The sequence below is a fragment of the Conexibacter sp. JCM 18997 genome, assembly GCF_055391915.1.
In genome coordinates, this window is the sequence record NZ_AP043885.1 from 1,227,146 (window position 1) to 1,240,322 (window position 13,177).

Consider the following 13,177-nt stretch of genomic DNA (forward strand, 5'->3'; position numbering starts at 1 on the left):
TCAGGCCGCCTGTCGGGCGCGGCGGAAGGGCAGCAGGGGCGTGGTCTCGCGCCACAGCTCGTAGTCGAGCCCGAAGCTCGAACGCAGGCCCGAGTCCTCGGCCCGCTCCAGCAGCGCCACGAAGCCACAGAACAGAGCGACCAGCGCCAGCGCGACCAGCGAGCGTCCGGCGATCGCCACGCCGAGCAGCATCAGGGCCCAGCCGGTGTTCTGGGGCTGGCGCATCAGGCGGTACGGGCCGCCGGTGACCAGCCGCGTCGCCCGCATCCCCTCGAAGCCCGCCTGCTTGACCAGCGAGCGTGTGGCCCAGGCGAACAGCGCGAAGCCGCACGCGCCCACGGCGATCCCGGCCACCAGGCCGACCTCGCGCGGGATCGCGTCCACGCGGCCCGTGGTGATGTAGGCCGCGCTGACCACCGTGTCGGCGTGGATCAGGTAGACGAACCAGACGGCGATCGCCGCCGGGCCACTCAGCGCCTGCGCGCGATCCTCGCCGTTGGTCATGGCCAGCAGCAGCGCGGCGAGCAGCGCGAAGACGACGAGACCACCGATGACGGCACCCATAGGACCCACACGGTAGGGGCGCGCGCAGTAGCGTGCCGCGCCATGCGTGCTGTCCAGATCACCGAGCTCACCGGCCCGGATACCGCTCTGTCCCTCGTCGACCTCCCCGAGCCCGAGCCGTCGCACTTCACGACGCCGGGGCGTGGCGTCGTGGTCGACGTGCAGGCGGCGGGCGTCTCGTTCCCGGAGGTGCTCCAGACCCGGGGCGCCTACCAGATCAAGCCGGACGTGCCGTTCGTGCCCGGCAGCGAGGTGGGCGGCGTCGTGCGCAGCGCGCCCGACGGCGCGGCCGTGCAGGCCGGCGACCGCGTGGCGGCGTTCTGCATCCTGGGCGGGTTCGCCGAGGTCGCCGTCGCGCCCGAGCACCTGACGTTCAAGGTGCCCGACAGCTTCGAGCCCGGTCAGGCCGCCGCGCTGATCCTCAACTACCACACGGCCTACTTCTCGCTGGTCACCCGCGGCCGGCTGCGCGAGGGGGAGAAGGTGCTCGTCCACGGGGCCGCGGGCGGCGTGGGCACCGCGGCACTGCAGGTGGCCAAGGGCCTGGGCGCGACGACGATCGCGGTGGTCTCCACCGACGAGAAGGAGCGCGTCGCGCGCGAGGCCGGCGCGGACGAGGTCGTGCGCAGCGACGGCGACTGGAAGGGCGCGGCGAAGGAGTGGTCGGGCGGCGGGGTGGACCTGGTGATCGACCCCGTCGGTGGCGATCGCTTCACCGACAGCCTGCGCTCGCTGGCCGAGCGCGGTCGCCTGGTCGTCGTCGGCTTCACCGGCGGGTCGATCCCCGAGGTCAAGGTCAACCGGCTCCTGCTCAACAACACCGAGGTGATCGGCGCCGGCTGGGGCGCGTTCGCGATGGGCAAGCCCGAGGCGAACGTCGAGATCGGCGAGCAGGTCGACCGGCTCGCGCGGGCGGGCTTCGTCAACCCGATCGTGGGCGCGCGCTTCCCGCTGGAGCGGGCGGCCGACGCGCTGAACCTGATCGACGGCCGCGGCGCGCTCGGGAAGATCGTGCTCGACCTCACCTAAGCGCGGTCTTTAGGTACGTGCAATAATTGAGGTCGTGAACTTTCCCTCCATCGTCGATCGAGAAGCGGAGGGAAAGCGAAGCTCGCTCCCGACGGAGTTCGAGACGCGCAAGCTGGTCAAGCGCGCGCTCGAGGTCATCGCGATCATCGCCGCGCTCGTGCTCGTCGTGCTGTTCGCGCCCGGGCTGCACGAGGTCAGCTCGCTCCTGGACGAGGCGCGCCCGGAGTGGATCGCCATCGCCATCGGCCTCGAGTTCCTGTCCTGCTTGAGCTACGTGCTGATGTTCCGGCCGATCTTCTGCCCCCAGATGCGCTGGCGCACCGCCTGGAACATCTCCTGGAGCGAGCTCGGCGCCGGATCGCTGGTCCCGGCCTCCGGCGCCGCCGGCCTCGCGCTCGGCGCCTGGGCGCTGCACGAGGGCGGGATGGAGACCGAGCGGATCGCCCGCCGTTCCGTCGCCTTCTTCCTGATCAAGAGCTCGGTCAACTTCATCGCCGTGTTCGTGCTCGGCGCGCTGATGGCGATCGGCCTGCTGCACGCCGACCAGCCGCTGTGGCTGACGCTCGGTCCCGCGGTGCTCGCGCTGCTGGTGATCGTCGCCGTCGTGGCGATCCCGCTGCTCGGTCCCGGCGAGGAGGCGCCTGACGACGCCGGCAAGGTGGCCAAGGCCTGGGCCGCCGTGCGGCGCGCGCTGGTCACCGGCACCTCCGAGGCGCTGCACACGCTGCGCTCGGGCAACGTGCTGGTGCTCGTCGGGGCGATCGGCTACTGGGCCTGGGACAACGCCGTGCTGTGGGCCACGTTCCACGCGTTCGGCGCATCGATCCCGCTGACCACGGTGCTGATGGGCTACCTGATCGGGCAGCTCGGCGGGCTGCTGCCGATCCCCGGCGGGATCGGCGGCATCGACGGCGGGCTGATCGGCACGCTGATCGTCTTCGGCGCGCCGGCCGCGGTGGCCGCCGCCGCGGTCCTGGTCTATCGCGTCATCCTGTTCTGGCTCCCGCTGGTCGTCGGCGCCATCTCGTTCGCCTTCCTGCGTCGCGAGCTGGCCAGCAGCGACACCAAACCGCTGATCAGCTGCTGAGCGGGCGGCGGCCGGCGACGAGGCCGGCCACCGCGACCAGGAGCCCGCCGGCCAGCGCCCCGATGGCGATCGTGCGGGGCTGGGCGGCGAAGACGTCCCAGATCCCGTGCGCCGCATCGCGGGCCTGCGTCGCGCCGACGCCGCTGATGTCGATCGCCTGGTCGACCTGAGCGCGGGCCAGGATCAGCGCGACCAGCAGCACCGCGCCGGCCGCGGCGGCCGCAGCGCCGGCCACCACCGCGACGCGGGCCCGCCGGGGCGCCAGCAGCAGCGCGCCGATCAGCGCCGCGGCGGCGAAGAACGGCAGCGTCAGGGCCAGCGTGCGGGCCAGGTCCGCACCGCGGTTGGTGGCGTCGAGCGCCCCGCCGGCGCGCAGCGAGAAGATCGTCGCGTCACGGTCGCCCACCACGGTGGCCAGCTGCGGGCTGGTCGGCCGCAGCACCCGGGCCAGGTTGACCCGCAGCGTGGCGTTGCTGCCGTCGGCGTGGAACAGCGCGCGGTTGAGCGTCAGCGCGCCCTCGCGGTAGACGCGCTCGAACGGCGCACGGGCCACGGTGCGGTCGACGATCGTGCGCACCTCGCCGCTGGACGCCGCCGAGTCCGGCACCTCGGGGTCGATCTCGGCGAACAGCTCGGCGCTGACGGCGCGGCGGACGGCGTCGCGATGCAGTGCCGCGACGGCCTGGTCGGCGAAGGCCTGCTGATCGACCACGCGGCGATCGACCGACCAGCACAGGGCCGTCGCCACGACCAGGAGGCCGGCGACGCCCGCGAGGAGCGCGCTGAACGCGCGGCGAGCGGTCACCTCGTCGAAGGTAGTGACGCCTACCCTCGGTAGGTGTCTGCGACCGCCGATCTCGACGCGCGCCTGAGCGAGCTGACGCTGCGCGACGAGCACCGGCTGCGCGGGCGGGCGCAGCGCATCCGCCGCATCGAGGACGACGAGGCCCGCGGGGTCGAGCTGACCCAGCTGGCCGGCGAGATCGACAACGCGCAGGCCCGTGTCGCGCGCCGCGCGGCCGGGGTGCCCGCGACGATCGCCTATCCGCCCGAGCTGCCGGTCAGCCAGCGCCGCGACGAGCTGCTGGAGGCGATCCGCGATCACCAGGTCGTGGTCGTCGCGGGCGAGACGGGCAGCGGCAAGACGACGCAGCTGCCGAAGATCTGCCTGGAGCTCGGGCGCGGGGTGCGGGGGATGATCGCCCACACCCAGCCGCGGCGGATCGCCGCCCGCGCCGTGGCCGAGCGCATCGCCGACGAGCTGCAGGTGCCCTTGGGGGAGCAGGTCGGCTACGCCGTGCGTTTCAACGACCGTTCGCGGGATGACACGCTGCTGCGGCTGATGACCGACGGCCTGCTGCTGGCCGAGATCCAGCACGACCGCCTCCTGCGCCGCTACGACACGATCATCGTCGACGAGGCCCACGAGCGGTCGCTGAACATCGACTTCCTGCTCGGCTACGTCAAGGGGATCCTGCCCCAGCGGCCCGACCTCAAGCTGATCATCACCTCGGCGACGATCGACCCGCAGCGCTTCGCCGCGCACTTCGGCGCCGACGTCCCCGTGATCGAGGTCTCCGGGCGGACCTATCCGGTCGAGGTGCGCTACCAGCCCATGGAGCGCGAGGACGAGGACGACGTCGACCCGACCGACGCGATCGGCGAGGCCGTCGACCAGCTGCTGCGCCAGCGCCGCGGCGACGTGCTCGTGTTCCTGTCCGGCGAGCGCGAGATCCGCGACACCGCCGACGCGCTGCGCGGCCGCTTCGGCGCCGACCTGGAGATCCTGCCGCTCTACGCGCGCCTGTCCAGCGCCGAGCAGCAGCGCGTGTTCAAGAACTCCACGGGCCGCCGGGTGGTGCTGGCCACCAACGTGGCCGAGACGTCGCTGACCGTGCCCGGGATCCGCAGCGTCGTCGATCCCGGCACAGCGCGCATCAGCCGCTACAGCGCGCGGCTGAAGGTCCAGCGCCTGCCCATCGAACGCATCTCGCAGGCCTCAGCCGACCAGCGCAAGGGCCGCTGCGGGCGCGTCGCCGAGGGCGTCTGCATCCGCCTGTACGCCGAGGACGACTTCGCCGAGCGCCCGCGCTACACCGACCCCGAGGTGCTGCGCACCAACCTGGCCTCGGTGATCCTGCAGATGGCCGCCGTCGGGCTGGGGGACATCGCCAGGTTCCCGTTCCTCGACCCGCCCGACGCGCGCCAGATCCGCGACGGCGTCAACCTGCTGACCGAGCTGGGCGCGCTGGACGACGACCGGCTGACGCCCCTGGGCCGGCGCCTGGCCCAGCTGCCGGTCGATCCGCGCCTGGCCCGCATGGTCCTGGAGGCCAACCACCTGGGCTGCGCCGACGAGGTGATCGTGATCGCCGCCGCGCTGTCGATCCAGGACCCGCGCGAACGGCCCAGCGAGAAGCAGGCCCAGGCCGACCAGCTGCACGCGCGCTTCAAGGACGAGACGTCGGACTTCGTCGCCTACCTGAACCTGTGGCGCCACCTGCGCGCGCAGCAGGCCGAGCTGTCGGGCAACCAGTTCCGCAAGCGCTGCCAGGCCGAGTTCCTGCACTACCTGCGGGTGCGTGAGTGGCAGGACCTGGTCGGACAGCTGCGCGCCGCGGCCCGCGGTGCGGACGTGACGATCAACCGCGAGCCCGCCGAGCCGCCGCAGATCCACCAGGCGCTGCTGGCCGGCCTGCTCTCCCACATCGGCGTGCGCGACGAGCGCCGCCCGCGCGAGTACGTCGGCGCCCGCAACGCGCGGTTCGCGATCTTCCCTGGCTCCGGGCTGGCCAAGAAGCCGCCGGCCTGGGTGATGGTGGCCGAGCTGGTCGAGACGTCGCGCCTGTGGGGCCGGGTCGGCGCGCGCATCGACCCAGCCTGGGTCGAGCCGCTGGCCGGGCATCTGCTCAAGCGCCAGTACTCCGAGCCGCGCTGGGACCGCAAGCGCGCGGCGGTCGTGGCCACCGAGCGCGTGACGCTGTACGGCCTGCCGATCGTCGCCGGCCGCGGTGTGGCCTACGGGCGGATCGACCCGGAGCTGTCGCGCGACCTGTTCCTGCGCCGCGCGCTGGTCGAGGGCGACTGGGACACGCGCCACCACTTCGTGGCCGAGAACGAGGCGCTCGTCGAGGAGGTCCGCGCGATGGAGGAGAAGGCGCGCCGGCGCGACATCCTGGTCGACGACCAGGTGCTCTACGACTTCTACGCCCAACGGATCCCGGAGAAGGTCGTCTCGGGCGCGCACTTCGACCGCTGGTGGCGCGACGAGCGCAAGCGCGATCCCCAGCGCCTGACCTTCACCCGCGAGCTGTTGATCGCCCCGGCCGCCGCGGACGCGCTGGACGACGCGGGCCGCCCGCCGGTGTGGCGCCAGAGCGGCCACGAGCTGGCGCTGACCTACCGCTTCGAGCCGGGCAGCGCCCACGACGGGATCACCGTGCACGTGCCGCTGCGCCTACTGGGCGAGCTGCGGGCCACGGGCTTCGACTGGCTGGTGCCCGCGTTCCGCCCGGAGCTGGTCACCGAGCTGATCCGCTCGCTGCCCAAGGATCTGCGCCGCCAGCTCGTGCCGGTGCCCGACGTGGCCGCCGAGGTGGTGGCGGGCCTGCGCCCGCGCAGCGGTCCGATCGTCGAGCAGGTGGCCACGCTGCTGCACGAGCTGCGCCGCGTCCAGGTCAGCGCGGACGACTTCGACGTCGCCGGACTGCCCGACTTCCTGCGCATGACCTTCCGCGTCGAGGACGAGGACGGCACCGCGCTGGGCGAGGGGCAGGACCTGGCCGCCGTGCGCGCGGCGCTGCAGCCGCGGCTGCGGGCCGAGCTGGGCGCGGCCAGCGCCGGCCTGGAACGCGACGGCCTGACCGACTGGACGATCGGCGACCTGCCGCGCGAGATCGCGCTCCCGGGCACCGGCGGCGCGGTGAAGGCCTATCCCGCGCTCGTCGACCAGCGCGAGCGCGTCGGCGTGCGCGTGTTCGACGCCCCGGGCGTCCAGGCCGGTGCGATGTGGGCCGGCACCCGGCGACTGCTGCTGCTGACCTGCCCGTCGCCGCTGAAGTGGGTGCAGTCGCGCCTCAGCCCGGCCGCCCAGCTGAGCTTGGCCGCCGCGCCGCACGCCAACCTCGCCGCGCTGGTCGACGACGCCGCCAGCGCCGCGATCGACGAGCTGCTGGCCCAGGCCGGCGGGCCCGCCTGGGACGCGGCCGCCTTCGCCGCGCTGCGCGACCGCGTGGCCGGGCAGCTGGCCGAAGCGACCGCGCGCATCGTGGCCGACGCGGTCGCCGTCCTCGACGCCCGCCGGGCCGCCGACCGCGCGCTGGAGGACACGCCGCTGACCACGCCGCAGGAGGCGCGCCTCGACGTGGCCACGCAGCTCGGCCGGCTGGTCTATCCGGGGTTCATCGCGGCCACCGGCGCGGCTCGTCTGCCGGATCTCGTGCGCTACCTGCAGGGCGCGGCGCGCCGGCTGGAACGGCTGCCCACCCAGCCGGGCACCGACGTCGATCGGATGCGCTCGGTCAACGAGCTGGAGGCGCTCTATCGCGCCCGGCGAGAGGGCTGGCCCAAGGACCGCCCGCTGCCCGCCACGTTGCGCGAGGTCCCCTGGATGTTGGAGGAGCTGCGCCTCAGCCACTTCGCCCAGGGCGTCGGGGTCAAGGGCCCGGTCTCCGCCAAGCGCATCCGCCAGGCCATAGGATCGCCCGCATGAGCCTGCTGAAGACCGCGCCCCAGGTCGTGGGCACGGCCACGCTGCTGATCGGCGCCGCCCTCGCCGTCCGGCCCCAGCTGGCCACGGGGCCACTGCACCTGGAAGGCCAGGAGACCGCGATCCGGGCCATCGGCCTGTCGGATCTCGTGGTCGCCGGCGGGCTGCTGCGCAGCCGCCCCGCCTGGCCCTGGATGACCGCGCGCGCCGCGCTGAACCTCGGGCTGATCGCCTACTTCGAGGCGGCGCCCGGCCTGTCGCCCACGCTGCGCGCCGCCGGCCGCAAGACGTTCGCGGTGCTCACGGTGATCGACGGCGGGACCGCCGCGGCGCTGCGGACCATCGAAGCGTCCGACTCTCACTAGCGGCGCCTGCCGCGCGCAGGGCACGACAGCCGGTCGAGTGGCATGTTCCCGCCGCTCAGCGGCGGGAACATGCCACTCGGCCCACTAGACGCTGAGCGGCACCGGCGCGTCGAGCGCGGCCGGCATCAGCGCGAAGGCGACGGCGCCGTGGCGCACCCGGACGGCGGCGCCCGGCTCGAACACGGTGTTGTCGACCGCGTCGGCGGGCGGGCGCAGGCCGAACAGCCGATGGCCGACGCGTGAGCCGTGCTGGCGCAGCGCGCGGGTGGCGTCGCGCTGGCTCAGGCGCCAGCCGGCGGCCTCGAGGCGCGCACCATGCCACAGCTCCCAGCGCCAGCGACGAAATGGCAGACGACCGGGCGGGAGCTCGTAGAGCCGGTAGCTGAAGGAAAGGCCCTCGACAACGGGCATCCCGACGCAGCGTAGAGGAAGCAGGTGTCGGAGGTTTCGTGGACCGGGCGCTGGGCAGGCGGGGGCCATGAAGGCCCTCACCTATCACGGTCAACGCGACGTCCGCATCGACACGGTCCCCGACCCGACCATCCAGCAGCCGGACGACATCATCGTCCGCATCACCTCCAGCGGGATCTGCGGCTCCGATCTGCACCTGTACGAGGTGATGGGCCCGTTCCTGGACGCGGGCGACATCCTCGGCCACGAGCCGATGGGCATCGTCGAGGAGGTGGGCAGCGCGGTCACCACGTTGGCGGTCGGCGACCGCGTCGTGATCCCGTTCAACATCTCCTGCGGCACCTGCCACATGTGCGGCACCGGGCTGCACTCCCAGTGCGAGACGACGCAGGTGCACGAGTACGGCACCGGCGCTTCGCTGTTCGGCTACACCAAGCTGTACGGCCAGGTGCCCGGCGGTCAGGCCGAGCTCCTGCGGGTGCCGTTCGGCGACACGCTGCCGATCAAGGTGCCGCACGGCCCGCCGGACGACCGCTTCGTCTACCTCTCCGACGTGCTGCCGACCGCCTGGCAGGGCGTCGAGTACGCCGCGGTGCCCGACGGCGGCACGCTGTGCATCCTGGGCCTGGGTCCGATCGGCGAGATGGCCGCGCGCGTCGCCGTCCATCGGGGCATCCGCGTCATCGGCGTCGATCTGGTGTCCGAGCGCTTGCAGCGCGCGGCCTCACGGGGCGTCGAGACGCTCGACCTGCAGCAGTACGACGGCGACCTGGCCGACCACATCCGCGAGCTGACCGACGGGCGCGGGCCGGACTCGGTGATCGACGCGGTCGGCATGGAGGCGCACGGCGCGCCCGCCGCCGGCATCGCCCAGAAGCTCACCGGCCTGCTGCCCGACGCGCTGGCCCGGCCGCTGATGGAGAACGTGGGCGTCGACAAGCTCACGGCGCTGCTCAGCGCCGTCGACATCGTCCGCCGCGGCGGCACGATCTCGATCAGCGGGGTCTACGGCGGCGCGGCCGACCCACTGCCGATGCTGCAGATCTTCGACAAGCAACTGCAGCTGCGCATGGGCCAGGCCAACGTCAAGCGCTGGGTCGACGACATCCTCCCGCTGCTGACCGACGAGGACCCGCTGGGCGTCGACGACTTCGCCACCCACCACATCTCACTGGACGAGGCGCCCGACGCCTACGCGACGTTCCAGAAGAAGGAGGACGGCGCGATCAAGTACCTCATCCAGCCCTGACGACGACGCGTTCGCCGTCGGCCTGCACCACGTCGCCGGCGTGCAGCTGGCGCCCGCGGCGGGCCTCAGGCTCGCCGTTGACCAGGACGTCGCCCTGGGCCAGCAGGTCCTTGGCGTCGGTGCCCGAATCGGCGATGCCGGCCAGCTTGAGCAGCTGGCCGAGGCGGATCATGTCCCCGCGGATGGGGATCTCGCGGGCGTCGCTCACGCGGCGGCGGTCTGCTGGCTGCGCGGGTGGATCGGCCCGTCGCCCTCGGCCAGACGGCCGCCGCGACGGCCGGCGCGCAGCGCGAGGATCTCGCCCAGCACCGCGATCGCGGTCTCGCCGGGCGTGCGGGCGCCCAGGTCCAGGCCGCAGGGGGAGCTGATGCGGGCCAGTGCGGCGTCGCTGATGCCCAGGGCGCGCAGGCGCTCCTCGCGGTCGGCGTGCGTGCGCCGCGAGCCGAGCGCGCCGATGTAGCCGGCGTCGGAGTCCAGCGCGGCCAGGAGCGCGGGCTCGTCGAACTTCGGGTCGTGCGTGAACACCAGCACGGCGTCGCGGGGGCCGAGCTCGACGCCGGCCAGGTACTCCTGGGGCCAGGAGACGACGACCTCCGCATGGGCCGAGAACCGCGGGCTCTGCGCGAAGGCGCGCCGCGCGTCGACGATCGTCACGCGGTAGCCGATCTCGCTGGCCATGTTGGCCACGGCGGCGCTGAAGTCGATCGCGCCGAAGACGATCATCCGCGGCGGCGTCGCGAAGGCGTGGATGGCCACCCGCAGCTCGGCGCCGATCGTCTCGCCGCCGGTGCCGTAGCGCCGGACCATCGAGCGGCCCTCGTCGAGGTAGCCGCGCGCCTCGCGGGTGACGTTGGCGTCCAGCAGCGGCGTGTAGCCCAGCGTGCCCAGCGCGCCGTCGGGGCGCACGGCCAGGCGCGCGCCCGCGGTCGGGCCGTCGAGCATCGTGGCCAGCGCGACCGGGCGGCCGGCCTCGACGTCGGCCAGCACCAGCGCCCAGGGCTGCGCGTCGACCACCTCGCTGACGAACACGCGCACGGTGCCGCCGCACATCAGGCCCACGTCGGCGGCCTGCTGATCGCTGATCCCGTAGGCGGCCACGCGCGGCGGCGCTCCGGCCAGGATGCCCATCGCCTCCTCGACCAGCGCACCCTCGACGCAGCCGCCGGTGACCGAGCCCTCGATGTGGCCCTGGTCGTCGACGAGCATCTGCGCGCCGGGGTCCAGCGGCGCCGAGCCGAGCGTCTCCACCAGCGTGCAGGCGACCACGCGGCGGCCCTCGGAGAGCCAACGCACCGCGGTCTGGATCGAGGCGACGTCCATGCGCAAACGGTACCGGCCCGGAGATCCCACGGGGGCCCGCCTCCGGCAGGCGCGTCGTCGCCCGGCGGCGCAAACGCCACTTGGCCGTCGGCACCCCTAGGTTCTAGGGAACGAATGAGCAGCGACACCCCCAGTGACACCCCCACCACCTTCGCCGATCTCGGGCTGCGCCCCGAGCTTCTGGGCGCCCTCAGCGAGCTCGGCTACGAGGAGCCCACGCCGATCCAGCGCGAGGCGATGGGACCGCTGCTGGAGGGTCGGGACCTACTGGGTCAGGCCGCCACGGGCACCGGCAAGACGGCCGCGTTCGCGCTGCCGCTGCTGCAGCGCCTGGAGCCGGGGCAGCGCGGGCCGGCCCCGTCCGCGCTGATCGTCGTGCCCACCCGCGAGCTCGCGGTGCAGGTCTCCGAGGCCGTCCACCGCTACGGCCGCGCCCTGGGCGCTCGCGTCCTGCCGATCTACGGCGGCCAGCCGTTCTCGCGCCAGCTGCGCGCGCTCGAGCGGGGCGTCGACGTCGTCGTGGCCACGCCCGGCCGCGCGCTGGACCACATCGGCCGGCGCGCGCTGGCCATCGATCGCCTGTCGGTCGTCGTGCTCGACGAGGCCGACGAGATGCTCGACATGGGCTTCGCGGAGGACATCGAGGCGATCCTCGACGGCACCCCCAAGACGCGCCAGACCGTGCTGTTCTCGGCCACGATGCCGTCGCGCATCGAGAACATCGCGCGCAAGCACCAGCGCGATCCGGTGCGCATCGAGATGGGCCGCGACTCGACGCCGCCCGGCGAGGCGCCGCTGGTGCGCCAGAGCGCCTACGTCGTCTCGCGGGCCCACAAGTCGGCCGCGCTGGGTCGCGTGCTCGACGTCGAGCAGCCCGAGGCGGCGATCGTCTTCTGCCGCACCCGCGACAACGTCGACCAGCTGACCGAGACGCTCAACGGGCGTGGCTACCGGGCCGAGGCGCTGCACGGCGGCATGGACCAGACCCAGCGCGACCGCGTGATGGGCCGCCTGCGCGCGGGCACGACCGACCTGCTCGTGGCCACCGACGTCGCCGCCCGCGGCCTGGACGTCGATCAGCTCACCCACGTCATCAACTACGACCTGCCCTCGGCCGCCGAGGCCTACGTGCACCGCATCGGCCGCGTCGGGCGCGCCGGGCGCGAGGGCGTGGCGATCACGCTGGCCGAGCCGCGCGAGCACCGCATGCTCAAGACGATCGAGCGCCTCACCGGGCAGAAGATCGAGGTCGAGAAGGTCCCGACCGTCGCGGACCTGCGCTCGCGTCGCCTCGAGCTGACCCGGGCGGCGCTCCAGGAGAGCCTGACCGAGGACAACCTGGACTCCTTCCGCGTCGTCGTGGAGACCCTGGCCGACGAGTTCGACGTGATGGACATCGCCGCGGCGGCGGTCAAGCTGGCCCACGAGACGGTGCGCGGGGGCGAGGACGACGACGAGCCCGAGATCCCGCAGGTGGAGCTGCGTCCCGAGCGCGAGGGCCGCGGTTCGGCCGGTGGCGGAGGCGCGAAGAAGCGCCCGCCGCGCGGCGCCGCCCAGGGCATGACGCGCCTGTTCGTCGGCGTCGGCCACAGCGCTGGCATCCGGCCGCAGGATCTGGTCGGCGCGATCACGGGGGAGACCGAGCTGAGCGGAGCGGACATCGGCTCCATCCAGATCACCCACCGCTTCTCGCTTGTCGAGGTGCCCGAGGCGCAGGCCGACACGGTCATCACCGCGCTGAAGGGCACGCACCTCAAGGGCCGCCACCCGACCATCCGCCGCGAACGCTTCTAGTCCGTCGGTCCGGCTCACGCCGGACCCCGGAGTAGCGTTCTTGGCGGCATGGACCTGCGCTACACCCTCTTCGGCACGGCGATCGGCCCGGTCGGGCTCGTGTGGGGCCCCCGCGGCCTGGTCGGCGTGCAACTGCCCGAGGCCGGCGTGCGCGAGACGCGCGATCGCCTGACCCGCCGCTTCCCCGACGCCGTCGACACGCAGCCCCCGACCGATCCGGCGATCCTCGACGCGATCGCGGCGATCGGCGAGCTGCTGGACGGCGGCGACCGCGACCTGACCGACGTGGTCGTCGATCTCGAGCGCGTGCCGGCGTTCAACCGCCGCGTCTACGAGCTCGTGCGGGCGATCCCGCCGGGCCGCACGCGGACCTACGGCGACGTGGCCGCCGAGCTGGGCGAGCCGGGCGCCGCCCAGGCGGTCGGCCAGGCGATGGGCCACAACCCGGTCCCGATCGTCGTGCCCTGCCACCGCGTCGTCGCCGCGGGCGGCCGACTGGGCGGCTTCAGCGCCCGCGGCGGCAACACGACCAAGCGGCGGATGCTGGAGATCGAGGGCGCCGGTGCCGCCGGCGACGCCGCCGACGAGCTCACCCTGTTCTCGTCAGCAGCTGCTCCAGCAGCCGGTCGGTGAGCGCGCGGCGCAAGGCC

At 73.6% G+C, this 13,177-nt stretch carries 12 protein-coding genes; 7 read left to right on the forward strand and 5 right to left on the reverse strand.

What is annotated here, in order from left to right; translation table 11 throughout:
- Window positions 1–564, reverse strand: coding sequence for a methyltransferase family protein (locus ACZ5UI_RS06380; RefSeq protein WP_464195383.1), 564 nt, complete (start codon window positions 562–564; stop codon window positions 1–3).
- 42 nt (window positions 565–606) lie between these two features.
- On the opposite strand from ACZ5UI_RS06380, the gene ACZ5UI_RS06385 reads away from it, so the two are divergent.
- Both ACZ5UI_RS06385 and ACZ5UI_RS06390 read left to right on the forward strand, forming a co-directional pair.
- Window positions 607–1,593, forward strand: a complete 987-nt coding sequence (locus ACZ5UI_RS06385; protein WP_464195385.1) for an NADPH:quinone oxidoreductase family protein — start codon at window positions 607–609, stop codon at window positions 1,591–1,593.
- Window positions 1,594–1,627: 34 nt separating this feature from the next.
- Window positions 1,628–2,680: a flippase-like domain-containing protein gene (locus ACZ5UI_RS06390; RefSeq protein ID WP_464195387.1), complete on the forward strand. Its 1,053-nt coding sequence runs from the start codon at window positions 1,628–1,630 to the stop codon at window positions 2,678–2,680.
- Here the strand turns inward: ACZ5UI_RS06390 and ACZ5UI_RS06395 are convergent.
- A complete protein-coding gene (locus ACZ5UI_RS06395) occupies window positions 2,670–3,485 on the reverse strand; it encodes a hypothetical protein (protein WP_464195389.1) in 816 nt (271 codons plus the stop codon). The two genes, ACZ5UI_RS06390 and ACZ5UI_RS06395, sit on opposite strands and share 11 nt — an antisense overlap.
- Before the next feature lie 33 nt (window positions 3,486–3,518).
- Between ACZ5UI_RS06395 and hrpA the strand changes: the two genes are divergently transcribed.
- Together hrpA and ACZ5UI_RS06405 are read left to right on the forward strand one after the other, a co-directional pair.
- Window positions 3,519–7,391 (forward strand): ATP-dependent RNA helicase HrpA, encoded by a 3,873-nt coding sequence (hrpA, locus tag ACZ5UI_RS06400; RefSeq protein WP_464195391.1) that lies wholly within the window; start codon window positions 3,519–3,521, stop codon window positions 7,389–7,391.
- Complete coding sequence (locus ACZ5UI_RS06405) at window positions 7,388–7,753, forward strand: hypothetical protein (protein ID WP_464195393.1); 366 nt, start codon at window positions 7,388–7,390, stop codon at window positions 7,751–7,753. The genes hrpA and ACZ5UI_RS06405 overlap by 4 nt, the downstream gene beginning before the upstream one ends.
- Window positions 7,754–7,837: 84 nt before the next feature.
- Here ACZ5UI_RS06405 and ACZ5UI_RS06410 read toward each other — a convergent pair whose 3' ends face one another.
- A complete protein-coding gene (locus tag ACZ5UI_RS06410; RefSeq protein WP_464195395.1) occupies window positions 7,838–8,164 on the reverse strand; it encodes a hypothetical protein in 327 nt (108 codons plus the stop codon).
- Window positions 8,165–8,231: 67 nt separating this feature from the next.
- Between ACZ5UI_RS06410 and ACZ5UI_RS06415 the strand changes: the two genes are divergently transcribed.
- Window positions 8,232–9,413: an alcohol dehydrogenase catalytic domain-containing protein gene (locus tag ACZ5UI_RS06415; RefSeq protein ID WP_464195397.1), complete on the forward strand. Its 1,182-nt coding sequence runs from the start codon at window positions 8,232–8,234 to the stop codon at window positions 9,411–9,413.
- Here the strand turns inward: ACZ5UI_RS06415 and ACZ5UI_RS06420 are convergent.
- On the reverse strand, window positions 9,400–9,621 hold the full coding sequence (locus tag ACZ5UI_RS06420) for an RNA-binding S4 domain-containing protein (RefSeq protein ID WP_464195399.1): 222 nt from the start codon (window positions 9,619–9,621) through the stop codon (window positions 9,400–9,402). The genes ACZ5UI_RS06415 and ACZ5UI_RS06420 overlap by 14 nt on opposite strands.
- Window positions 9,618–10,733 (reverse strand): XdhC family protein, encoded by a 1,116-nt coding sequence (locus tag ACZ5UI_RS06425; protein ID WP_464195401.1) that lies wholly within the window; start codon window positions 10,731–10,733, stop codon window positions 9,618–9,620. The genes ACZ5UI_RS06420 and ACZ5UI_RS06425 overlap by 4 nt, the downstream gene beginning before the upstream one ends.
- A 114-nt stretch (window positions 10,734–10,847) precedes the next feature.
- On the opposite strand from ACZ5UI_RS06425, the gene ACZ5UI_RS06430 reads away from it, so the two are divergent.
- A complete protein-coding gene (locus tag ACZ5UI_RS06430) occupies window positions 10,848–12,527 on the forward strand; it encodes a DEAD/DEAH box helicase (protein ID WP_464195403.1) in 1,680 nt (559 codons plus the stop codon).
- Window positions 12,528–12,575: 48 nt separating this feature from the next.
- A complete protein-coding gene (locus tag ACZ5UI_RS06435; RefSeq protein ID WP_464195405.1) occupies window positions 12,576–13,160 on the forward strand; it encodes a methylated-DNA--[protein]-cysteine S-methyltransferase in 585 nt (194 codons plus the stop codon).
- Window positions 13,161–13,177: the final 17 nt, after the last annotated feature.